Source organism: Flavobacterium sp. 83 (assembly GCF_000744835.1).
Classification (GTDB): domain Bacteria; phylum Bacteroidota; class Bacteroidia; order Flavobacteriales; family Flavobacteriaceae; genus Flavobacterium.
Genome location: NZ_JQMS01000001.1, coordinates 2,620,932 through 2,642,818, shown reverse-complemented (window position 1 = coordinate 2,642,818; position 21,887 = coordinate 2,620,932). Strand labels below are relative to the sequence as shown.

The 21,887-nt window shown below is 32.8% G+C and carries 18 protein-coding genes and 1 tRNA gene; 8 read left to right on the top strand and 11 right to left on the bottom strand.

Features of this window, described 5'->3' with window-relative positions; all coding sequences use genetic code 11:
- Positions 1 to 38: 38 nt before the first annotated feature.
- Both T410_RS11585 and T410_RS11580 read right to left on the bottom strand, forming a co-directional pair.
- Positions 39 to 686, bottom strand: a complete 648-nt coding sequence (locus T410_RS11585; RefSeq protein ID WP_035671852.1) for a TatD family hydrolase — start codon at positions 684 to 686, stop codon at positions 39 to 41.
- A complete protein-coding gene (locus tag T410_RS11580) occupies positions 686 to 1,288 on the bottom strand; it encodes a DUF1684 domain-containing protein (protein WP_035671850.1) in 603 nt (200 codons plus the stop codon). The genes T410_RS11585 and T410_RS11580 overlap by 1 nt, the downstream gene beginning before the upstream one ends.
- 96 nt (positions 1,289 to 1,384) lie before the next feature.
- Between T410_RS11580 and T410_RS11575 the strand changes: the two genes are divergently transcribed.
- The 4 genes from T410_RS11575 to T410_RS11560 all read left to right on the top strand — a co-directional run bounded on the left by T410_RS11575 (position 1,385) and on the right by T410_RS11560 (position 5,384).
- A complete protein-coding gene (locus T410_RS11575; RefSeq protein ID WP_035671848.1) occupies positions 1,385 to 2,602 on the top strand; it encodes an MFS transporter in 1,218 nt (405 codons plus the stop codon).
- 299 nt (positions 2,603 to 2,901) lie between these two features.
- A complete protein-coding gene (locus tag T410_RS11570) occupies positions 2,902 to 3,270 on the top strand; it encodes a BlaI/MecI/CopY family transcriptional regulator (RefSeq protein ID WP_035671845.1) in 369 nt (122 codons plus the stop codon).
- 71 nt (positions 3,271 to 3,341) lie between these two features.
- Positions 3,342 to 5,165 carry a M56 family metallopeptidase gene (locus T410_RS11565; RefSeq protein WP_035671843.1) on the top strand — a complete coding sequence of 608 codons (1,824 nt, stop codon included), beginning with the start codon at positions 3,342 to 3,344 and terminating at the stop codon, positions 5,163 to 5,165.
- A gap of 78 nt (positions 5,166 to 5,243) precedes the next feature.
- Positions 5,244 to 5,384, top strand: coding sequence for a hypothetical protein (locus T410_RS11560; RefSeq protein WP_035671839.1), 141 nt, complete (start codon positions 5,244 to 5,246; stop codon positions 5,382 to 5,384).
- On the opposite strand, the gene T410_RS11555 is transcribed toward T410_RS11560, so the two are convergent.
- Entirely contained in the window at positions 5,381 to 5,893 is a 513-nt protein-coding gene (locus T410_RS11555; RefSeq protein WP_035671835.1) for an adenine phosphoribosyltransferase, read from the bottom strand. The two genes, T410_RS11560 and T410_RS11555, sit on opposite strands and share 4 nt — an antisense overlap.
- 99 nt (positions 5,894 to 5,992) lie before the next feature.
- Between T410_RS11555 and T410_RS11550 the strand changes: the two genes are divergently transcribed.
- Positions 5,993 to 6,066: transfer RNA gene (locus T410_RS11550), tRNA-Arg, on the top strand.
- Positions 6,067 to 6,211: 145 nt separating this feature from the next.
- Here T410_RS11550 and T410_RS11545 read toward each other — a convergent pair.
- From T410_RS11545 to sbcD, 5 genes are all read right to left on the bottom strand, one after another.
- A complete protein-coding gene (locus T410_RS11545; protein ID WP_035671832.1) occupies positions 6,212 to 7,495 on the bottom strand; it encodes a hypothetical protein in 1,284 nt (427 codons plus the stop codon).
- Positions 7,496 to 7,584: 89 nt separating this feature from the next.
- Positions 7,585 to 8,211 (bottom strand): hypothetical protein, encoded by a 627-nt coding sequence (locus T410_RS11540; RefSeq protein ID WP_035671829.1) that lies wholly within the window; start codon positions 8,209 to 8,211, stop codon positions 7,585 to 7,587.
- Positions 8,212 to 8,213: 2 nt separating this feature from the next.
- Complete coding sequence (locus T410_RS16505) at positions 8,214 to 11,918, bottom strand: TaqI-like C-terminal specificity domain-containing protein (RefSeq protein ID WP_051929404.1); 3,705 nt, start codon at positions 11,916 to 11,918, stop codon at positions 8,214 to 8,216.
- 115 nt (positions 11,919 to 12,033) lie between these two features.
- The gene (locus T410_RS11530; protein WP_035671826.1) at positions 12,034 to 15,051 is read right to left on the bottom strand and encodes an AAA family ATPase; all 3,018 of its coding nucleotides are present in this window, start codon (positions 15,049 to 15,051) and stop codon (positions 12,034 to 12,036) included.
- Between the two features lie 23 nt (positions 15,052 to 15,074).
- On the bottom strand, positions 15,075 to 16,292 hold the full coding sequence (gene sbcD, locus T410_RS11525; RefSeq protein WP_051929403.1) for an exonuclease subunit SbcD: 1,218 nt from the start codon (positions 16,290 to 16,292) through the stop codon (positions 15,075 to 15,077).
- A 556-nt stretch (positions 16,293 to 16,848) separates the two neighbouring features.
- On the opposite strand from sbcD, the gene T410_RS11520 reads away from it, so the two are divergent.
- From T410_RS11520 to T410_RS11510, 3 genes are all read left to right on the top strand, one after another.
- Positions 16,849 to 17,346 (top strand): YqiA/YcfP family alpha/beta fold hydrolase, encoded by a 498-nt coding sequence (locus tag T410_RS11520; RefSeq protein WP_035671823.1) that lies wholly within the window; start codon positions 16,849 to 16,851, stop codon positions 17,344 to 17,346.
- Between the two features lie 408 nt (positions 17,347 to 17,754).
- Entirely contained in the window at positions 17,755 to 18,189 is a 435-nt protein-coding gene (locus T410_RS11515) for a DUF6526 family protein (protein WP_035671821.1), read from the top strand.
- Positions 18,190 to 18,291: 102 nt separating this feature from the next.
- Positions 18,292 to 18,861: a pentapeptide repeat-containing protein gene (locus tag T410_RS11510; RefSeq protein WP_035671818.1), complete on the top strand. Its 570-nt coding sequence runs from the start codon at positions 18,292 to 18,294 to the stop codon at positions 18,859 to 18,861.
- On the opposite strand, the gene T410_RS11505 is transcribed toward T410_RS11510, so the two are convergent.
- From T410_RS11505 to T410_RS11495, 3 genes are read right to left on the bottom strand one after another with little or no spacing between them, the layout of a single operon-like run.
- On the bottom strand, positions 18,854 to 19,531 hold the full coding sequence (locus T410_RS11505) for an ABC transporter ATP-binding protein (RefSeq protein ID WP_035671815.1): 678 nt from the start codon (positions 19,529 to 19,531) through the stop codon (positions 18,854 to 18,856). The genes T410_RS11510 and T410_RS11505 overlap by 8 nt on opposite strands.
- Positions 19,532 to 19,533: 2 nt before the next feature.
- On the bottom strand, positions 19,534 to 20,790 hold the full coding sequence (locus T410_RS11500; protein WP_035671814.1) for an FtsX-like permease family protein: 1,257 nt from the start codon (positions 20,788 to 20,790) through the stop codon (positions 19,534 to 19,536).
- Positions 20,790 to 21,884 (bottom strand): efflux RND transporter periplasmic adaptor subunit, encoded by a 1,095-nt coding sequence (locus T410_RS11495; RefSeq protein WP_035671813.1) that lies wholly within the window; start codon positions 21,882 to 21,884, stop codon positions 20,790 to 20,792. Before T410_RS11495 ends, T410_RS11500 begins: the two co-directional genes overlap by 1 nt.
- Between the last annotated feature and the right edge of the window lie 3 nt (positions 21,885 to 21,887).

Genomic DNA, 21,887 nt, shown 5'->3' with positions numbered 1-21,887 from the left:
TTTAAATTTTAAAGTTCTTAAAAAATCTGAAATCAAGATTATAAATTAAAAACTTGATTAAAATTAGTACTTATTATTTTCTGAATTTCTTCTACCGAAACTCCTTTGTATTTTGCTGCCAAAGCATAAACGGTAGCTAAACTTTCTGCAATCGTATCCGTTTCTAAGAAAAAACGATCATTCGGCATGCTTTTAAAAACGGCCTCCAACTCAGCATTCAACAATAAATATTTACCAAACGAAATATAAAATCCGTTTTCTAATAATTGTTTCGCTAACTGTTCACTTTTAGAAAATCCATGAATCAATATTGGAACTGTAATATTCATTTTTTTTACAGTTTCAATTAATTCCTGAAAAGCGGCAACACAATGAATCACAACTGGTTTCTGATATTTCTGTGCCAAAAACAACTGTTTTTCGAAAACCAACTGCTGTAATTCCATTGGAACTTCTATTCGTTTATCCAATCCGCATTCGCCCATTGCAAGGCAACCTGGTTCCTGTAATTGGCGCTCGATTATCTCAAAATCAGATTCCAATCGTTCTTCAACAATAAACCAAGGATGTATTCCAATAGAATAATAAGGAATCGTTGCATCAAATTCCCATGGATATTGATTGACTAATTCCAAAACTCCAGACTGATTTGTGAATTTATGAGTATGTAAATTAAAAAACTCCATTAGTCGTGAAATTTTTTAACACCTGCTTTTATTTCAATATTCAAATCGTTTTCCAATGGGACAATTGGACAAGAATATTTATGACTATATGCACAATACGGATTGTACGATGTATTAAAATCGATAACCATCGTTTCTCCTTTTGGTACTTTCATGTCAATATATTTTCCACCAATATAACTTTCATTCCCCGAGGTTAAATCAGAAAACGGTAAAAATAAATAGTCTTTATAAGAAGCTTTTTTCGAAAGTTCAATATTCCTGTACACATTCAATTTTAGTTCTTTTCCATCAAGCGTAAAAAAAACTTCTCCGTATTTTACATACAAAGGCTTTCTGTCCGTCGAGGTTTTCATCTCAAATGGTTTTTCTTTTTTTGTTCTGACAAATTTAGCAATCACAAAAAAATGTTCATTCACAGGATAAAAATCCAACGCTTTAAATACAGCCAAATCTTCGGTTGTCAAAGGACTCGTTTTCACATCTGCATATTCTGTATTTAAATCCTTTTGAAATTTGGCAACAGCCGAAACATCGAATTGCTCTTGGCTAAAGCCAAAATTGAACTGCACTAAAAAAAACAAAGCGAATAGTGTTCTCATTTTTATAATTTTAAGCAAAAATAGTTTAAAAGTTACAATGCTACAAAGACGCAACGCTACAAAGTTTTCTACCTTTACAAAATTAGAACTTTATATATGCTTCAAACTGCTTTTCAACGTTATATTAACAATTTTAAAGGATTCACAAGAGAAGTATGGATTCTTACTTTGATTACTTTTATAAATCGTGCCGGGACGATGGTTTTGCCTTTTCTATCTAAATATTTGAAGGAAGATTTACATTTTTCGTACGCTCAAGTTGGATGGATTATGGTTTCTTTTGGTTTTGGATCCATGCTAGGCTCCTGGCTGGGTGGCAAATTATCTGATAAAATTGGTTTTTATAAAATCATGGTTTTTAGTTTGTTTACCAGTGGAATTCTATTATTTTTAGTTCAATATATCCGTACTTTTTGGGGATTGTGCATCGGGATGTTTGTTATCATGACCGTAGCTGACATGTTTCGTCCCGCCATGTTCGTTTCCCTAGGAACGTATGCAATACCTGAAAATCGCACCCGAGCTTTAACTTTAGTGCGACTCGCGGTTAATTTAGGTTTTACTGCCGGACCCGCTTTAGGAGGTTTAATCATTATGAATTTGGGATATACAGGACTTTTTTGGGTAGATGGAAGCTCTTGTATCGTTTCTATTTTGATCTTTGCAATATTGGTAAAAGAACGCAAAAAACCGGCTGATTTAAACTCCATAAATGATGAAACCGAAATCCCTGCTTCCGTTTTTAAAGACAAAATATTCTGGATATTCCTCTTTGTCTGTTTTGCCACAGCAATGTTGTTCTTCCAGCTTTTCACTACTTTACCTTTATATCACAATGAAAAATTTGGACTTACTGAATTTCAAAGCGGACTTTTATTATCCTTGAACGGATTATTAATTTTCTTTCTGGAAATGCCAATAGTAAGTTTCAGCCAAAGAAAAGGCATTCAAAAACTCAAAATAATCCTTTGGGGATGCGTGCTCATGTCCATAAGTTTTTACCTCCTTTTGATAAACACTTGGGCAGGAATACTAGTAATCGGTATAATTATAATGACTTTTGGAGAAATGTTCATCTTTCCTTTCTCTAATTCATTTGCTTTAAGCAGAGCACCAAAAGGACATGAAGGGCGCTACATGGCGTTGTTTACCATGAGTTTTAGCTTAGCACACATTGCGAGTTCTAAGACTGGATTGGAACTTATAGCCCATTTTGGTTATCAGACCAATTGGTTTTTCATGGGCAGCTTAGGACTTCTTTCCGTGTTAGGTTGTATTTGGCTGCAAAAACTCGTTCAAATAGAACAAAAATAATCCATTTTTAATACTTTGGGCGTGACCGCCTTGATTAAAGGGGCAAACTAACTAGCAGGTTATACTGCCCCTTTTATCAAGGCGGTCGGGCTATACGCGCTACTTTGGTAGCTTGCTTTTATCCCTCACGCGGCCTCATTTTCAAAACAATTTCACTGAAAATCAGGAATTTTATCTTTCCAAAATAACTTTATAAACAAGTCAAAATAAATCAAAAACTAAAAAATTAGTTAAATAACTATATTTATAGTTGCATAACTATAAATATAGTTTTACATTTGATTTAAATAAAAAAACTCATGCAAAAGTTAACCAATAAAGAAGAAGAAATCATGCACATTTTATGGAAGCTCAAAAAAGCTTTTGTGAAAGAAGTCATGGCCGAAATCACTGAAGAACAGCCTCATTACAATACACTTTCAACCATTGTACGCAACTTGGAAGAAAAAGGATTCGTGTCGCACAATGCCTTTGGGAACACCCATCAATATTACCCTATCGTTAGTCTGGAAGATTATAGAAAGCGTTTTATGAATACGGCAATCGACAATTACTTTAATAGTTCGTATAAAAACATGGTCTCCTTTTTTGCAAAAGAAGAGAAAATTTCTGCTGCCGAATTACGGGAAATTCTGACCATGATTGAAAATCAAGAAGAGAAAAAATAATTCTTCATAAAGAGTAGTTTTAAAACAACCAAAAAAAGCAATAAACTAGAATAAAATATAATGTAAAGCGTATGGAAGCACTGTTTATTTATCTCATCAAATCCAGCGGACTAATCGTCCTATTTTATTTAGCTTATTTCTTAATGTTACGAAAAGAAACCTTTTTCACAAGCAATCGTTGGTTTTTATTGGCTGGATTAATTACTTCAGTTCTTTTGCCATTTGTTTTTATTACAAAAATAATCTGGGTAGAACCAGCTAGTAATCCTATAAATTGGTCAAATATTCCTATGACAAATTATACGGAAGAAAAAACATTTGAAGATTATTTACCACTGCTTACTGCTCTTGCTTACGGAATTGGAACATTGCTTTTACTGGGCAAATTTGCCTTTGATTTTTATAGTTTGAATGCTGTTCTAAAAGGAAAATCCATCCAACAACAAGCCGATTTTAAATTTATAGATACTAAAGAAAATGTAGCTCCATTTTCCTATTTCAATACCATCGTTTACAATTCGGCTTTATACACCGCTTCCGAATTAGAAAATATTTTAGAACATGAAAAAGTACACAGCGAACAGAATCATACCATTGATGTTTTGATTTCGAGATTGTTTTGTATTGTATTTTGGTTCAATCCGTTCATTTGGCTGTACAAAAAAGCAATGCTACAAAACCTTGAATTCATTGCAGACAGTGAAGCTACAAAGAAAATATCCGACAAAAAAGCCTATCAAATCACGCTTTTAAAAATAACAACACACGAGAATTGTGTTGCCATCACCAATCATTTTTATCAATCATTAATCAAAAAACGAATCGTTATGTTAAACAAAAATCAATCAAAAAAATGGAATTCCTGGAAGTATGCTTTAGTACTTCCATTATTAGCGGCATTTGTATTCTTATTCCAAGTTAAAACTATTGCACAAGAAAAAACGAATCAGAATGCGTCAAAAAGTGTACTGGATGTCGTTACAACGATTAACAAGAATTTTTCAGATGAAGAATTAAAAAAGAAAGCCGAATTTTTCAAAAAAGAATTTAATTGCGATTTAATATTCTCTGAAATAGAACGCAATTCAAGTAAGGAAATCACAGGAATAACGGTCAACTACAATGGGAATTTATATGGTAATGGAACTTATAAACAACACAGCAATAGCACAATCAAAGATATCTATATCAAGCATAAAGGAGGTAAAATTGACATCAGTGATGCTGAAATTGATGCGAATATTAAAACCTCATCTTCCGATAAAATGCTTTCTATTGACAAAGAAATTTTCATTAATGGAGAAAAAGTAAGTCAAAATGATATGGATAAATTAGATCCTGATGAAATTGAGCGCATGGATGTAAATAAAAAAAATGATCAACAAGAAATCAGAATCGTTACAAAAAAATTCCACAAAACAATTACTGAGAATGACATTTATATCGATGGCGAAAAAGCAGATAAAAATGAATTGTTACAACTTGACCAAAATACAATTGACAAAATGGATGTCAATAAAAAAGAAAAAACAATTAGAATCACCACTAAAACTAATACTCAAACTTTCAATGATACCGATATTCCAACTCCGCCAACACCTCCAAAATTTCCTGACGGACCAATGCCAGTAGCTCCTCCTATTGATATGTCAAAACTGCCTTCGCCACCTGCTCATCCATCGAACGTAAAAGATAAAAAAGCAATGGCTGAATTTGAGAGAAAAATGAAAGAATTCGAAAAAAAGATGGAATCATTCGAGCCAGATATGACCACCTATGAAAAAGAAGTAGAAGAAGTAATGGCCAAACGCGAACAAATATTTGAAAAAGAAATGACTAAATACGAAGATGCCATGGAAAAATACAGAGACGCCTTGGAAAAACGTAATAATTAATTTTATTTTTCTAAAAATAACCAAAAAAACGGTCACTCATCAAGACCGTCTTTTTTATATCTTTGAAAAAAATCACCAATGTTTAAAATTTTAGCCCAAATCAACAAAGTCATTTTTCCTAGTTTCACTAAACAGCGATTGGACTTGGCTAAAGCCAAGAAATGGCAAATGGCAATTATTGGGTATCGCTATTATGTAACTACCCGAGCTTTAGATTAGTATGTTATTCCAGCAAAAATCTCATTTCCCTTGATTTTTGCTCTTCCATTTAGGAAAGTCAATTCCATCAAGAAATTGCATTGTACAATTTCACCTCCCAATCTTTCTACCAATTCACATACCGCTTTAGCCGTTCCTCCAGTTGCCAAAACATCATCGTGAATTAGAATTCGATCTCCTTTTTGAATCGAGTCAACATGAATTTCTAAAGTATCCGTTCCATATTCTAATTCATAGGTCGCTGAAATAGTTTCGTAAGGCAGCTTGTTAGGCTTTCGAACTGGAATAAAACCAACATTTAATTCTTGTGCGATAAGCATCCCAAAGAAAAAACCCCGACTCTCCACTCCTATTACCTTGTCTATTTTTTTATCTTTAAGAGTTGAAACCAATATTTCAAGGCATTTATTCCTTGCTTCGGGATCAATTAGCAAGGGAGTAATGTCCTTGAACAAAATTCCTTCTTTAGGAAAACCCTGAATATCACGTATGTAATTCTTAAGTGGCATATTTTTTTATTTTTTTACATAATTACTCTTGCAAATTACACAATTATTCCTATATTTGCACCCGCTAAGGCGCTTAACAGCAATATGTCTTACAAAAATGGCCTTGTGGCGCAACTGAATAGCGCACTTGATTACGGCTCAAGAGGTTACTGGTTTGAATCCAGTCAAGGTCACTTTAAAAATCCCTAAATACTTGATTTTCAAGGATTAGGGATTTTTTATTTCTATATTTGTACGATTTTTGTATTGCTGATATTTATTACTTCTTTTTATAGACGTTAAAACTATTTTTGACCACATTATAAACATCATTTTTTTTTAATCACAATACATCTTTTTAGCGTTGTTAATTTTAGTATAGTTGTAACTATTTAGATTTCCCCAAACTTTATTTTTCAATTCTAAATTTTCAAAATTCCAAGCGTTAAACAATCCCGAAGCTCTATTTCTTAAATGTGGAAAATCTAAAATTAAATTTGAAATGAAGTTATGATTATCTTTTGCAAGGGCTAATGTTATATATCCCTCAACGTGTTCGAAATGATATTTAATAAAATCGTTATTCTCATTCAAAAAATAAGGATGATATTTTTCAGCTTCATCAAATTTATCATTCCATAACAAAACAGAACATATTATATGAAATGCCGAAATTTTAGTTGATTCGTTTTCATCATTCAAATTATATTCTATTGCAATTGCTACATTTTCTAATGCAAATTCTTTTAAATGTTTGATGTTTTTACTCAAAATTATATAAGACAATTTTATTAATGCCGTAGGGCTTTGATTTATATCTAATACAGCAAAAAACATTCTTATGGTTCTATCGTTTACAGTACCTAAATTATATTCATTCGTGGCAATAATTTCTGCTATTAACCCCGTAAAATCATCTGAAAAATCAATACTGTCAATTTTACTTAACGCATCTTTAATATAATTGTTTGAAAGTTCACTTTTGCCTTCATAGAAATAGGCAATCCCAATAATTAAGCCAACAAACGGCATTTCTTCTACTATTGTTTTAAGAATACCAATACACTTTTTATTATCAATATCTAAAAAATCTAAACCAATTTTATAGACTTCTTTTGGGCTTTTGCCTCCTAACTCAAGTATAAAAAGGGGGTCAAAAAATTCAATTGGTTCAAAGGTTTCTTGTAATTGACTAAGATGAACTTTAAAACTCAATTCAATTTTATCTTCGGAAGATTTTAAAAGTTTTAAATCGGTTGCTCTTTCTTTTATTTTTAGTAAGTAATCAAATAAAAAACCTCTCCAGTTTACATACTCATTTTCTATTTTGTTTTGATTTACAATTTCATCGAATATAGTTTCCAAAAAAGCTCCTTTCATTTTGGTTGCAATCCAATTACTAATAAACTCAAAAGCTTCTCCAGTGTCCTTAATGGATAAATAAAATTTAGTTTCAGAATTTTTGATCGTGTAATTAGGTAATCCAACACAACTATGAGTAATACTATTGAAACCGATTGTAAATTGTTCTCCTTTTTTAAATCGAGGATAAATTCTATTAGTATTTATATTGCTAAATATGCCTTTCCAAATAAAGTTATGATATATGTATTCTTTTGCCATTTAACTATTTTCTACAATTCCAATCTCTTTTTTACTCAAACCATACAACTCATAAACCATTGCTATCATAATCATTATAATTTGATGTATTAAACTTTAAAATCCTTAAAGTCGTCAAAAATAATTTCTGTAATATTTCTATAACTTAAATCGTTTAACTTTAAATTTTCATAATCGCTTCTAAAGGGTAAGTTTTTAGCAATCATATCTTGCTTTATTTCGTCATAGGATTTGCCTTCCCAAGCCCAACATTCTAAATATGTTGCTATTTTATCACAAGCATTATCAGCTAAATAAATTATTTCTGTTCCGCCAAAAATGGATATAATATCAAATATATTTCTTCTAAATTCAAGCAAATTTTCTTTTGCTATATCCAACTGCTTGTATTCATCTTCATATAAATAACGATATTTATAAATTGTAGTTAATTCTAAACAGTTTTCATATACTCTTATACTAAAAACAAAAGGACTGGAATAATATATAAGTTCTGTGGTGTCTTCATCAGAAATAATTGTATCTAAAACCTCGTCATAAGTGTATGGAAATTCATATTCCCAATCGCCTTCACATTGTTTATATTTCCCATCTCTAAAATTACTTGTATGCTCTAATTTTAACTCTTTAAGTTTTTGAAGATAGATATCTTTGTTATCAAGAACATCTTCTTTCCTAGTTTCAATATTGCTAATAAGGTATAAATCGGTTGCCATAACTAACTATTTTCTACAATCTCTATTTCCTCACTACTCAACCCATACAATTCATAAATCATTGCATCAATAGCTTTATCGGTGGTGTAGATTTGGGTTTTGATTTCCAGTACTTTTTTGGCTTCGGTAGTGAAATACTCTTCCCACTCGGCTTCCTGCGAAAGGGCTAGTTTTATTTTCTTTTTTGCCAGTTCTTTGATGAAATCAGCATACGACAACAAATACCAATCTTGTAGTTTTTTTGGAAGAACGCTATTACTATTACTATCACTATCAACAAGGGGTTTAAACCCCTTGTCATCAGTAGTACTAAAAAACTTTCGTTGTATCGTTCTTTGAAACTTTTGCGATTGTTCTTGTTGTTGATTTTTAAATTCTATTATTTCATTACTCAAACTTCCTAACTTTATATCAATATCAATTAATTTTTCTGAAATAGGAAAAGATTTAAAATGCTGTAATTTAACTTTAGGAAACAAGTCATCAAATTCTGAATAGTTAAATTTGAAATAAAAAGCCATCAATTTTGAGCCTAAAATTGACATTATAGATTTAGAATTAAATTTTGAATTATCATAAAATCTTGCAATAAATACTGATTGGTCAATTACAAAATCTTGATCCAAATAAGCGACAATCAGCTTTTTAGATGGAATTTGTCTCAAAACTATTCTTTGTCCTGTGAAAAATTTAGGATCTCTCGGTTCTGCTAACCATCTTCCATAACTTATATAACTATCATTGTTCCAATTCAAATATCCTGATTGAACATTTCTACCTCTTAAATATGGCAAAAAAGTAGCATCGTCTTTTTTATCAGATTGAAAAGGATCTTTTTCAATAAATTCCTTTGTATGTCCAACTCGCTTATGATAAACCCCAACACCTCTGCCAATATCCGCTAAAGCTTCTAATGATATTGAATTATGATTTAATTTCTTAAATATCTCATTAATATTTTTAGTAATATGAACGTTTATATACGCACCTTTTTCTTTAAACCAATCCATTTGATTAATCTCCCCAGTAACATCAAATTGTTCATTAGTACATTTTGTTAGCTTGGTCAATTTATCTTTTGAATTTTCAAATGTTACAATTATTGTATCAACATTAGCATCTAAAAAAGTATTAGATGGCATTGAAACAATTTCAATAATTTGTGAATTAGTCAAAAAGAATTTCCTGACATTTTCTAAAAATAAATTGTTTAACCACGAATTAGGAACAATTAAAGATGACGTCCCTATATTAGAAATTAGTTTCAAACTTTTTTCAAGAAATAAAATGTATAAGTCAATTTGGTATGCTGAAGTTTTATAATTCTGTATAAAGAATTCCTTTACCTCTTTAGTAAACATTTCTTCTTTACTATTTACATAAGGCGGATTTCCAATAATCACATCAAAACCTCCTTTATATTCTTCTCTAAAAGCGTGTTCGTAAGTACAAGATATACTATCGACAAGGGATTTAAACCCCTTGTTGCTATTGTCGGGCAAATTGTGTTTTGCTCTGTTTGTTTTTATGTAATTAATTGTATTAGTCAATTGGTTTTCATCAACTATTTCTTTACATCCAAATTTTTGTGTCCACAACGGAATGCTTTTTTCTCCAGTGCTTTCGACAATGGGTTTAAACCCATTATTGTAATCTTTGTCGATTATAGGATTTATTCCGTTATTTTTATTGACCTCGCGGGCTGTTCGTCCTTTTATTTTTCTTACTATTTCATTTACTTCTTCCTCTTCGCAAACCAAAACGATATGAATATGGTCTTTGCAAATATTAAATGCCAAAATATTTAGATGTTGTTCATTTACTAAAATTGAAACGGTTTCTGCAATTACCATTTCGTCATTATCCGTAAGATAATTTATTTGTGGTTCGGGCATTGTTCCCATTGCTCTTTTTTCTCTCACTTTATAATCTATCATTCTTTGAGAAGTGCGACTATCGTGAATAGCTGTTGTGATGTGCCAAGGCTTTTTTTGCTTTTCTGTGAATATTTTAGGAAATGCGGTCTGCCAGTTAAAAGCTTTGTCACCAGCAATGGTTTCATCGTCAATCAATGAGTTGCCGCATTTAATATTGCTGTTTAAGTCGTTTAATTTTCTATTGGGTTGTGCGGTGCGTAGCCATAAGGAGAGTTTGGCGATTTCCACACTTTCTTCATTCAAATCTACTCCAAAAAGGTTGTTTTCGAGAATGCTTTTTTCTACATCGCTCAAAACCATTGCATCGCCAAATAATTTGGCTTGGAGTTCGTCAATATATCCGTGTTCTGCAATCAAAAATTCTAAAGCTTGGTTCAAAAATGCGCCACTGCCACAAGCCGGGTCGCAAATCGTAATTTGCAACAACCAATTTCTATACGCGTTTAGTTTTTCTAATAAGGGTTGTTTGATTTTCTTTGCAATGCGCTTAAGCCCATTGTTGCTAACATAGTCTTCCTCAATGATTTTGAGTTCGGCTTTTTTGTCGATACATAATTTACCAACCGTATTGTCAACAATATATTTGGTAATGTATTTGGGCGTATAGAAAACGCCGTCTTTTTTTCGTTTGGTTTGCTCTCTTGCCAATGGGTTTAAACCCATTGTTGCATTTGTTATTTCGTCTAATTCATTCAATGAATTTTCAAAAATATGCCCCAAGATGTTTACGTCAACTTCACTCTGAAAGTCGTAATTGCTTAATCTTTGCGTGTGTTTGTAAAGCAATTCATCATCAATTTTGATGTGGTCTAAAATGGCATCCGGATGAAACAATCCACCATTGTAGGCAAATATCTGATGCTCTTCTTTTTGTGCCGTCCTTGTTTCAGAAAAAGCTGGCAACACAACTTTTGCGCCTTGGTTCAAATCATTAAAATAGATTTTGTAGCGGTCGTAAAGCGAAATATTCATGCGCATTTCCTGCAATTGTCGCCATTCTTGGTTGATTCTGAAAATCAAATTAGTAGGCAGCAAATTTCTATCTTCGGCAAAGAAAATAAACAAAAAACGATCTAATAATTTTTGAGATTTTTGGAATAATTCCAACGCGTCAAAATCAGGATTTTGTTTGACTAAATCTTGGTGTAATTCTCTTTTAAATAGCGAATAATCCGAATATAATTTTTTGGTTATGTCTTTTTCCTGGCTCAAAGATTGTTCTTTGAGTTTCTTGGGAATATCATTGGCAATGTTCTCATAAGCCAAACACAAATAGAGTAATTCAAATTCCTTTAGAGTAAGACTAAAAAGATTGAACTCTACATATTCGGTGGCGTTATCAATATAGAAACGTAACTTTTCAAAGTTTGCCGTAATTACATAAACGCAATCAGGTTGGTTGTTTTTATATCCAAAAGCCTGAACTTCAATTTTATTTAAATCGGTTGTATTCGTTCCTTTTAGCTCAATTACAGCTGTAACTTTGTCTTTTATGAGTATTGCCCCATCCGCCTTTTTACTGTCTTTAACGTTTTTGTATTCTGTTGTTAAATTATAATTAGGGGTTGGATTTTTAGTATATCCCAATACATTTACAAACAAATCTATTAAGAACTCGCCTTGGTATTGTTCTTCTTTACTTGAACGAATATTATCTTGAATAGTTGGATTGTGAAAATGTTCTTTGAAAACATTCCATTGCGCAACCAATTTGATTTTATCTTGACTTTGTAATTGTTTTGTAACAACTGAATTTTGAAATAACGGCATAGACGAAAGTAATTTTTACAATTGCCAAGGTAATAAAAATCTTAGTTTGATTTATTGGTATGTCAATTCCCTTTCCTTTTACTTTTTAATTGGCGGGGATTTTATAATTCTACAGCTATTCGATTTCAATTGTACTGTATCCGGCACCGGTTCTAACTAATTTTATTTTTGAACCAATACGGTCTTTCAATTCGCCCACATGTGATATTATACCGATGGATTTATTACTCTCGTTTTGCATGTTCTCGAGTATGCTTATCGCCTGATCTAAGGATTCTGGATCTAAAGAACCAAAACCTTCATCAATAAACAAGGACTCAATTTCAACATTACGAGCGGCCAAATCTGATAATCCAAAAGCCAATGCCAAACTTAATTTAAAAGTTTCTCCCCCTGACAAGGATGATACGGAACGCTTGGTGTTTCCCATATACGTATCAATAACTTTCAAACCATCGGAATCATTGGTAACATCCAGCAAATAACGATCTGAAAAACCTCTAAGACGTATGTTTCCATATTCAAGTAATTGTCTCAAGGTTAAGTCCTGCACGAAATTGGAGAATTTTTTCCCCTGTGCATCACCAATAAGCATATTCATTTTACTCCAAAGCGACAAATCTTTATTCAAAGCATCCAACGCTTCCTGGCTATTCTTTTGCTTCGCTCTGTTTAGAGTATCAATTTCGATTCGTTTCTCCTGATCCCAAATGTGTTTTTGAAGTATGGCAAACTCTTTAATTACTGCGGGCAGTAATATTATTAGTTCATCCAGTGTAACCGTAGTATCATTTAATAGCTCTTCTTCGGCTAAGGTTTCATCAATTGCTTTTAGACTAGTCTGCAGGCGTATCTCGTTGTCCTTTAGCATTTGTAACTTTTTACGAATTTGACTCGCATTGGATTCCTCGAGTATTTTAGATTTCAATATTAACAATGAATCAATCTCCTTTTTTTGAAGTTCAGGGATAAGAACGGCTAATAACTGCTCTTTAAGAGCTACCGTTTTGGTTCTACTGGCTATAAATTCAGAAAGCTGTGCCGTCAGTGCGTTAAGTTCCGAACGACATACACTAAATTTCCTATTCAAATCACTAACAGCGTTATTGATGTCATTTTTGTTATAAACCGACAATAGCGTTTCTTTAGCTAGTATATAAGCCGTTTTCAAAACGGAGTAGCTGCTATTTAACTGTTCCATTTCGTTCAAAACTACTTTGGCCTGTATGCACTTCCCTAATTTGTCTAATTCGGTTTGCTCTTGCTGTAAAGTAGTAAACTCGGATTCCCATTTTTCGAGCAGATCTTCCTTATTCCACTTCAATTGGGAACACAATACCGCGATATCATTTTCTAAAATCTTAAAATCTGCCGCCCTTATTTCTAAATCCAATTCCTCCTTAGAATTGGTCGTTTGCAAACCTGCTTTTTTTGCTTCCGTTTGCAATAGGATTGTTTTTAACTCTTCTGATTTTTTGGTGAGTTCATTCAATTTATCCTGCAATGTGCTGACCAAAATATCTTCGATACTTTCTGCGTAAGGATGGTTTTCAGAGCCACATAATGGACAAGGCTTGCCGGGTTCTAGCTCAGCACGATGCTGATCAAGACTTTTACGTTGCTTCCAGTCTTCTAGTTCCACCTTTGCTTTTTCAACTATTGGAAGCAGATTATCCAATTCTGCTTTTTGGAGTTTTTCGGATTCAATGAAATTATTGATTTCACTGAACTGGCTTTTAATTTTAATTTTTAATTCTGCTATTCCCTCGCTTTTTAAATCATATAATTTCCGATCACCAATTAATTGGCTAGCAGGCAAAACCAGTTTTGACAGTTCTTCCTTTTTTGTGCGAACCGCATCAATGGTCGAAAGCCCTTTACGTTTTATTTCAACTTCAATTGTGTTTAATTCCTGTCTGATTTGCAGCGCTAGATTTTCGTTTTCGATTAATGTTATTCCAAACGCTTTAAGTTGCTGTAATTTGTCCTTAATACGCTGTGCTTCCTGCTTAGCTTCATTTAATTTTTCCTTTTCAGCTTCCTGAAGAGAAACTACCTTTTCCCTGAAATCCTCCAGTAAAAGCTCCAGTTTATCTTCCGTTACTTCTTTGGCTATCAATTCGGAGGCGGATTGAATCAACTCCTTTTTAGTAGCTTCAAAATCTAAGATACGTTGTTTTCCTTTTTCTATTGTGGCAGAAAGTTCTAATGCCGTTTTATCTGCCTGTTCTATCTGGATCATTTGGTCTTTGAAAACCACCACACTATCATGCACTTCCAGTTGTTGTTCCTGAATTGCTACTTCTTTTTTATCAGTCAAAAAAGCTTTCCATTCGATTTGGTTTGCCTCTTTTTTCTGGATATTTTTAAGAATGCTTTCTTTCAGTGCTTTTTTGTTTTCGAGCTCCTTTTGTTTTTTTTCGGTAGCAATACACAATGGCTTTTTCTCGACTATATCATCCTGAATCTCTTTCATAGATTCATCACTCAACAAGACTGTTTCCCCCATTTTGATTTGTTGGGTCTTTACTGCGTCTTCCACTCCCCTGAATCGTTGAAATACAGCCCTGCCTATCTTTCGATAAATGGAAGAACCCGTTATTTCCTCTAAAAGTGCATTTCGGTCGTCTTTTTTAGCCAAAAGCAATTTTGAAAACTGACCTTGGGCAAGAATCATCGATTGGACAAACTGATTGTAATTCAGACCAATGATTCGTTCGTTTTCACTAATCACTTCGTTTACGCCTGAAACTAAAATTTTACCGGTTGTAACTTCAATTAATTCTTGTTTTCGCTTATCTAATGATCCCGTTCTGGTTCTGCGGATGGACCAGGAAGACAAATATCTTTTGCCTTTAACCGCATATTCCACTTCCGCATAACAATCCAAGGCATTTTTAGTCAGGATAACACCTTCTTCCTCAATTACTTTTTCAGTGATTGATTTTTCTATTCTGGGAATTTTATTATACAAAGCGAGGGTTATCACATCCAGAATGGTTGATTTACCAGTTCCCGTTGCGCCCGTAATTACAAAAAGACCTGCTTCTCCGAGGATACCATTTTCAAAATCGATGGTATGCTCCCCTTTCAGAGCATGTATATTTTTAAATTTTATTTTACAAATTTTCATATGAAAGTTTTATTGGTACGATATTAATCGATTGAATCCGAAGATTGCATAGACTCCATTATTTCCTTAAAAGCGTTTACAAAATCCTGAGTGCTTTCTATCGAGGCATCCTGCTCCAAGCGCTTTTCAAACAATTGCAGTGGGGAAAAATCGCTGACGTCTTCTCCTTTTGTCAGTAATTTTGAAGTCCCTGCAAGCTCATTCTTAAATTTAATACTACCTTTTAAAATCTGCAGTCCGTTTTCCGACTCAGTGGTCAGTAATTCTTCCAATATTCTGATGTGTTCAATATTCTCATTTTCCTCTTCAATCAGCACTTCGGCCAAATCGATTAACGAGGATTCTGATTTGTAGTTTGATATTACTTTTTTTACTTCTTCAACTGTTCCTTTTATGGAGATCAATTTTCTGAATTGTGGGATTGGCAAAGATGATATATTGAATTCATTTCCTTCCAATTCTAAAATAACAACTTCTTTACGATCTTCTTTTTCACTGAAACTCAATGCAATTGGGGAACCGCTGTATCTGATATGCGATTTCCCGACAATTTGCGGTCTGTGGATATGTCCTAAAGCAACATAATGCGGTTCTTCCCCAAAAATTGCAGATTCGACACCCGCCTGGTTTCCAATTTGGATTTCGCGTTCACTTTCTGATACAGAAGCACCCTGAGCATATAAATGTGCCATAACGATAAACGGAACACCATTGTGATTGGCTTTGTAATACTCATTTACTCCGCTAAAATAAGTGTTAATTCCGTGTCTAATGAGTTCAATTTTATCATCATACGATTCTCCAGGAACTACATTCCGAATGTCTTTATCCCTTAAAAAAGGAACAGCGGCAACAACTACTTTTTGGTTATCTACTTCAATTTCGACAAACAATTCAGAAACAGCCTCAGGAACACCACCTACAACAGTAATGTCCAGGATTTCCAAAAGTTCTTTTGGGGCATTGATAACATGGGGAGAATCGTGATTTCCTCCAGTTAAAATAACCTTACATTTCAAGGGTAGTAATTGCTTTAAAAAATAATAATACTGCTTCATTGCCAGCTGTGATGGATTTGCCTGATCGAACAAATCTCCTGACATCAATAACACATTTATTTCATTCTCTTCAATACATTTGATTAACCAGTGCAAAAAAAGATTCATGTCCTCTAAAAAATCAATTTTCAGTAACTGCTTTCCAATATGCCAATCGGCGGTATGTAAAATCTTTATACTCATATTTTAATTGTTATGTTTACGCATGTAGCAACATAGTTGCTGTCCTTTGCAAACCGTTTATTCTTCAGCACTGTTTCACTTTCCTGTACTATGTATCTTTTTGTAATAAATGTTCGAAAACTGTTTTTATAGCTTCTACAAACTATAGTTTAGCAACTCTTTTTTTTTAATCCCTATATATCAAAAAAAAATATTTCCTAACTTCCAAATCGCAGTAAACATAAACTTTAAAAAGTAATAACCTTTACGGATTTCCGTAAAATAGTAGTTTTTTAACACCCAAATTTAAGTTTTGAATTGCAGTTTCATGCTCCAGTTCCGGATACAAATTGATAAAAAAAAATCCATGCTGAACTTATATTGTTTCCAAAGATAAATCATTTGTCAGCCATTATATGACAGAATAAAACAACAACATCAAAACTATAAATATTGTATTTTTATGCCAAAACCTTTTGGCCGGACCAAGTGCAAACCAAAGAAGAATATAAAAAGTACCTTATAGAAGGGAATAAAAATAATGCACACGATATTGAATTTTAAAGAAAAACATACCATGAACATCCTTTTCCTCCACGGGCTCGAAAGCAAATTAAGTGCCCCAAAAAGAGCCATTCTCGAAACTTACGGAACGGTTATCGCTCCCGATTTAGATTACAAATCGAATCCAAATATGATTCAAATGCTGTACGATGAATATCACAGTCAGGACATCAATGCAATCATAGGTAGCAGTATGGGAGGTTTTGCCGCGTTTCATTTGGCAAATAATATGGGTATTTGTGCCTTGCTGTACAATCCGGCACTGCCCTACCGCAATGCAGTCGAGCAAATAATACCTGCAACCTTGCCTATCAACAACTCCGCTTTCATACGAATTGTTTTGGGTGCCCAGGATGATGTTATCAAGGCAAAAGACAACTTAAACTATTTCGCACAACATAGTAATCCGACAACTGATTATACTATAACTATTAAAAAAGAGTTGGCGCACCAAATTCCTGTTAAAATTTTCGAACAAGAAACAAAAGCTTTTTTTGACGAAATATGTTAGTAACACATATTTGATAAGAAGGTCATGAATCCTAAAATCTATTAGATATCGCATAAACTAGCCAAAAAAACGAAACCATTTAATCCTGAAAATAAATTAGGAGCCAACAGCTATTCTATTTAATTTTATAAACCTCTCTTTTTTACCAATTAATTTAAATGCATACTCTCAAAATCAATCTTCACGGGAAAAGCTGGATACTCAAAAAATTCGAGTGTAGTATGGAGGATTTAAATACCTTTTTGGAGGTGGCACAAAAAATGAAACTTCCTTTGGTAAAAGCTTTAAATGTACTTTACAACTAAGATATTAAAATTAATACAGTAATGCATATCAGATATAAAACTTGAAACTACGCTCGAATAGTTATTGCTTTGACTACCTTTAAAAAAACTTTAAAAGAAAATTATGGAAACACAATCTTATAAAAACCATATTCGATATTATCCGCCCCATCATTTTGTTTATTATCCTATAATAATGACATTTCTGGCCTTTAGCATCTATTTTGTTTTTACGACCACTGAGAAATTGATTTGGATTTTCATTAGTGGTATTTTTGTCATTCTATTTTGTCTGGCTTTCATGTTACGCCAGCATTACGCTTTGACTTTACAAAACAGAATCGTACGCTTAGAGCTTCGGTACCGCTATTTTTCAATAACAGGAAAGAGAATGGAGGATTTTGAACACCAATTAAATGACGACCAATTATTTGCCTTACGTTTTGCACCAGATGATGACCTTCCTGCGCTGCTAGAAAGAACACTGAATGAAAATCTTTCAGGAACAGCAATTAAAAAAGCCATTATTAATTGGAAAGGAGATTACGACAGAGTTTAAAATTTTAAAATAATTATTTCTGATTCTGAATTGTATAGCTATAGAATTTTGTTTCTTTGTTGCGCAAAATAATCGCCTTAAACTTGAATTTAAAACCCATAAATGCCTGAATATTTTCTAGATATTGAATACAATAACATCATTTATAGCGAAGAAGAAGTCAATTTTAAGGAATTTGAGTGTTGTACTTTTACAAATTGTAATTTCTCCCAATGTATTTTTCTGGCAGTAACTTTTATTGACTGTACGTTCAATGAATGTACTTTTAGCAATGCAAAAATAAATTATGTCGCCTTTAGAACCGTAACTTTCAATCGCTGCAAAATCAAAGAGGTAAATTTTGCCATGTGCGATAAATTAATTTTCGAAATTACTTTTAATGATTGTATTTTAGATTTCTCCAAATTTTACACGCTAAAAATTAAAGGAACATCCTTTACCAATTGTAGTTTAATTGCAGTAGATTTTATGGCCACTGATTTAACCGAAGTCATTTTTGAAAATTGCGATTTATACCGTTCTGAATTTGCAAAAGCAATTGCTAATAAAGCGAATTTTAAAACAAGTTACAACTACACTATTGACCCAACCAAGACAAAATTAAAAAAAGCTGTTTTCTCTTTGGAAGGACTTAAAGGATTGCTATACAAACACGAGATTGTAGTTAAATAATAGTCCCATCTTCCATGGTAATGATTCTATTAGTCCGTTCGGCAAAATCGCTATCATGCGTTACAACCAATAAAGTCTGATTTTGCTCTTGGGTCAACTTATTAAATATATCAAAAACCAAATCGCTATTTTTCTTGTCTAAATTTCCTGTAGGCTCATCACCCATTATAATCAAAGGATCATTTATTAAAGCGCGAGCAATTGCCACGCGCTGTTTTTGTCCACCACTCAATTGATTAGGCATTTTGAGAGCTTGATCTTCCATGTCCAATGTTTTTAAATGCTCCATCGCTCGATGTTCGAGTTCCTGATTGGAATATTTGCCTAATTTCATTCCCGGAAGCATGACATTTTTTAAGACATTATATTCTGCCAATAAATAATGAAACTGAAAAACGAAACCTATTTTTTCATTTCTAACTAATGCTAATTCTTTATCGGTTTTTCCAGTAACAAGTTCGTTATGAATAAATATTTTTCCATCATAATCCGTATCCATGGTAGAAAGTAAATACAACAAAGTCGATTTTCCGCAACCTGATTTTCCTACTATCGAAACAAACTCACCATGATTAATACTCATGTTGATTTCTTTTAAGACCTGAAATTTCACAGGATCATAAAAATATTTACTCAAACCAACAGCTTCTAAAACTTTATTGTTTTCCATGATTACTTCCCTCTGATTATTTCTACCGGATCAACTTTACTGGCTTTCAAAGCAGGAAAAAGCCCTGCAATTATCGTGGTAAATAGTGCAAAAGTAATTCCGATAATATAGAATAATGGGTCATAATTGATAGGATAGGTTTTTATTGTAGGCAATGAAGCGGTTTCAAATGGAATGACATCTATAATTGAGGAAAAGACATAGCCAAATAACAATCCAAATAATCCACCTACAAGTCCTATAATAATAGAAAGTGAAACAAAAATCCATTTGACATCATTCCCAGAAAAACCAGTTGCTTTTAGAATAGCAATGCTATCCATTTTTTCATAAATCATCATATTCAGGATATTATAAATTCCAAAACCAGCAACAATAAGCAACACCACTCCAACCGCATAAGAGATAATACTTCGCACTGTACTTCCGGTTTCAAATTGTGAATTGGCAGTTTGATAATCGATAGTGTCTATGTTGAATTTATCCCGAAACTCTTTTGCAACAGCAGGAGCCAAAGTCATATCAAAAAGTTTAATCTGAATATCAGTAATATAATTAGTAGGTTCCCCTAATATTTTTTGGGCTGTGTCCAATGAAGTATAGCTCATCGTATTGTCAATTTCAGCAATACCAATTTCAGAGATTCCAACGATTTTTAAAGAGGCCAAATTCCCTTTGGAAGTAGTAATTTTGATAATATCCCCTTTAGAAAGTAACATTTTGTCAGCTAATCCCTTTCCGATGATAATACTGTTATTCTGAAGTAAATCAGCTACTTTCCCTTCTATAATATAATCGCTTATTTTAAATAATTTCTCTTCCGGTAAAACATCAATACCATTGATTACCCCTGATATTTCAATGGTTCCAGAATTAAAAAAAACAGGAGTAGTAACTTTTGGTGCGACATCAATAATACGAGCATCATCTTTTAAAATTTTAATAATCGTTTTACCATTGTAAATAGATTTCCCCCTATCTTTTGGCTTAATCGAATGAATAAAATTGTTGTTGTTTTTATAATCGCCAGATAACGAAACTGGTTGATTCTCTGAAGGTTTTATTTCGTTATACAAAAGAACATGTGGCGTTCTATTGAGCATTAATCCATCTAATAAATCATTTAAACCATGCATAAAACTAACCAAGGATATAAACATAGCAATACTAAAAGTTACTCCAACTGCCGCAACAATAGTTTGTTTTAGTCTCGCTTGAAGCAAATGCAGTGCAATGTTTAATATTAGTTTGAAGTTCATTACTTGGGCATATAAATAGTTTCTTCTGCTTTTAATCCTTCTAGAATCTCTACTTTTTCATAATCACTCAAACCCACTTTTACTTCTCGCTTTTCATCATTATTCACCAAAACATATTTGTTTTGAATTAAATAAGATTTAGGAATTGTGATAGTATTTTTCTTGACCTGAATTATAATATTCGCTTCAGCGGTAAGATTAGGATATAGTTTATCCGGTGGTTTTATAAAATGAGCTTCAATTTTGAAAGTACGGGAACGCTCATCCATGATAGGATAAATTTTATCGACAACTGCGTCAAAAACCTGACCTTTATAACTGTCCATCGTCACGAGTACTTTTTGCCCCAGCGTAACTCGTACCATATCATTTTCGTCCACTTCTAATTCCAATAAAAAAGAATCTGGTTTACCTATTATTGCCAAAGGAGTTTGCGGTGTAATCAAAGTTCCTTCTTTGACCAATACATCAAACAATTTTCCTGAGAAGGCGCTTTTAACACTGAAATCGCTTTGGGATTTTTGATTGATTTTAAGGTTAATTTTATTCCTGTTTTGGTCATTTTCTAATTGCGCCTTGAGTTGACTCAATTGCTTTTTGGCAGATTCATAATTGATTTTAGAACTTTTAAAAGCTAATGCTACTCTTTCAAAATCAACTTCCGAAATTCCGCCTTGATTTTTAATATTCTTATTTCTGTTATAAATCGATTCATCTAAGGTTAGTTTATCTTTGGCAGACTGAACTTTCATTTCCATTTCGGAAATTTTATCTTGGATATAACGGTTACTTTGCAGGCTTAATTGATACGCTAATAGGGCATTTTCAGTATTCAATTCTGCTTTATCACTTTCCAGTTCAAATAATGATTGTCCTTTAGTTATGGACTGACCAGCAATAACATTTACTTTTTGCAAGGTTCCATTCACTGTCGATAAAACGGTATATTGTCCATCAGCTTTAATTACACCCGAAGCATAAACACTTTCTGTGACATCTCCCAAAGTGGGTTTTGTTTCTTCGGTACTTTTTTTAGAACAAGATAATACACTAAAAATAAGTAAAAAAAATAATGATCTTGATTTAAAACTCATTTT

What these genes read in the sequence shown, in the direction of transcription:
- T410_RS11585 (WP_035671852.1), bottom strand. Translation starts at nt 686, where the DNA reads ATGGAGTTTTTTAATTTACATACTCATAAATTCACAAATCAGTCTGGA.
- T410_RS11580 (WP_035671850.1), bottom strand. Translation starts at nt 1,288, where the DNA reads ATGAGAACACTATTCGCTTTGTTTTTTTTAGTGCAGTTCAATTTTGGC.
- T410_RS11575 (WP_035671848.1), top strand. Translation starts at nt 1,385, where the DNA reads ATGCTTCAAACTGCTTTTCAACGTTATATTAACAATTTTAAAGGATTC.
- T410_RS11570 (WP_035671845.1), top strand. Translation starts at nt 2,902, where the DNA reads ATGCAAAAGTTAACCAATAAAGAAGAAGAAATCATGCACATTTTATGG.
- T410_RS11565 (WP_035671843.1), top strand. Translation starts at nt 3,342, where the DNA reads ATGGAAGCACTGTTTATTTATCTCATCAAATCCAGCGGACTAATCGTC.
- T410_RS11560 (WP_035671839.1), top strand. Translation starts at nt 5,244, where the DNA reads ATGTTTAAAATTTTAGCCCAAATCAACAAAGTCATTTTTCCTAGTTTC.
- T410_RS11555 (WP_035671835.1), bottom strand. Translation starts at nt 5,893, where the DNA reads ATGCCACTTAAGAATTACATACGTGATATTCAGGGTTTTCCTAAAGAA.
- T410_RS11545 (WP_035671832.1), bottom strand. Translation starts at nt 7,495, where the DNA reads ATGGCAAAAGAATACATATATCATAACTTTATTTGGAAAGGCATATTT.
- T410_RS11540 (WP_035671829.1), bottom strand. Translation starts at nt 8,211, where the DNA reads ATGGCAACCGATTTATACCTTATTAGCAATATTGAAACTAGGAAAGAA.
- T410_RS16505 (WP_051929404.1), bottom strand. Translation starts at nt 11,918, where the DNA reads ATGCCGTTATTTCAAAATTCAGTTGTTACAAAACAATTACAAAGTCAA.
- T410_RS11530 (WP_035671826.1), bottom strand. Translation starts at nt 15,051, where the DNA reads ATGAAAATTTGTAAAATAAAATTTAAAAATATACATGCTCTGAAAGGG.
- sbcD (WP_051929403.1), bottom strand. Translation starts at nt 16,292, where the DNA reads ATGAGTATAAAGATTTTACATACCGCCGATTGGCATATTGGAAAGCAG.
- T410_RS11520 (WP_035671823.1), top strand. Translation starts at nt 16,849, where the DNA reads ATGAACATCCTTTTCCTCCACGGGCTCGAAAGCAAATTAAGTGCCCCA.
- T410_RS11515 (WP_035671821.1), top strand. Translation starts at nt 17,755, where the DNA reads ATGGAAACACAATCTTATAAAAACCATATTCGATATTATCCGCCCCAT.
- T410_RS11510 (WP_035671818.1), top strand. Translation starts at nt 18,292, where the DNA reads ATGCCTGAATATTTTCTAGATATTGAATACAATAACATCATTTATAGC.
- T410_RS11505 (WP_035671815.1), bottom strand. Translation starts at nt 19,531, where the DNA reads ATGGAAAACAATAAAGTTTTAGAAGCTGTTGGTTTGAGTAAATATTTT.
- T410_RS11500 (WP_035671814.1), bottom strand. Translation starts at nt 20,790, where the DNA reads ATGAACTTCAAACTAATATTAAACATTGCACTGCATTTGCTTCAAGCG.
- T410_RS11495 (WP_035671813.1), bottom strand. Translation starts at nt 21,884, where the DNA reads ATGAGTTTTAAATCAAGATCATTATTTTTTTTACTTATTTTTAGTGTA.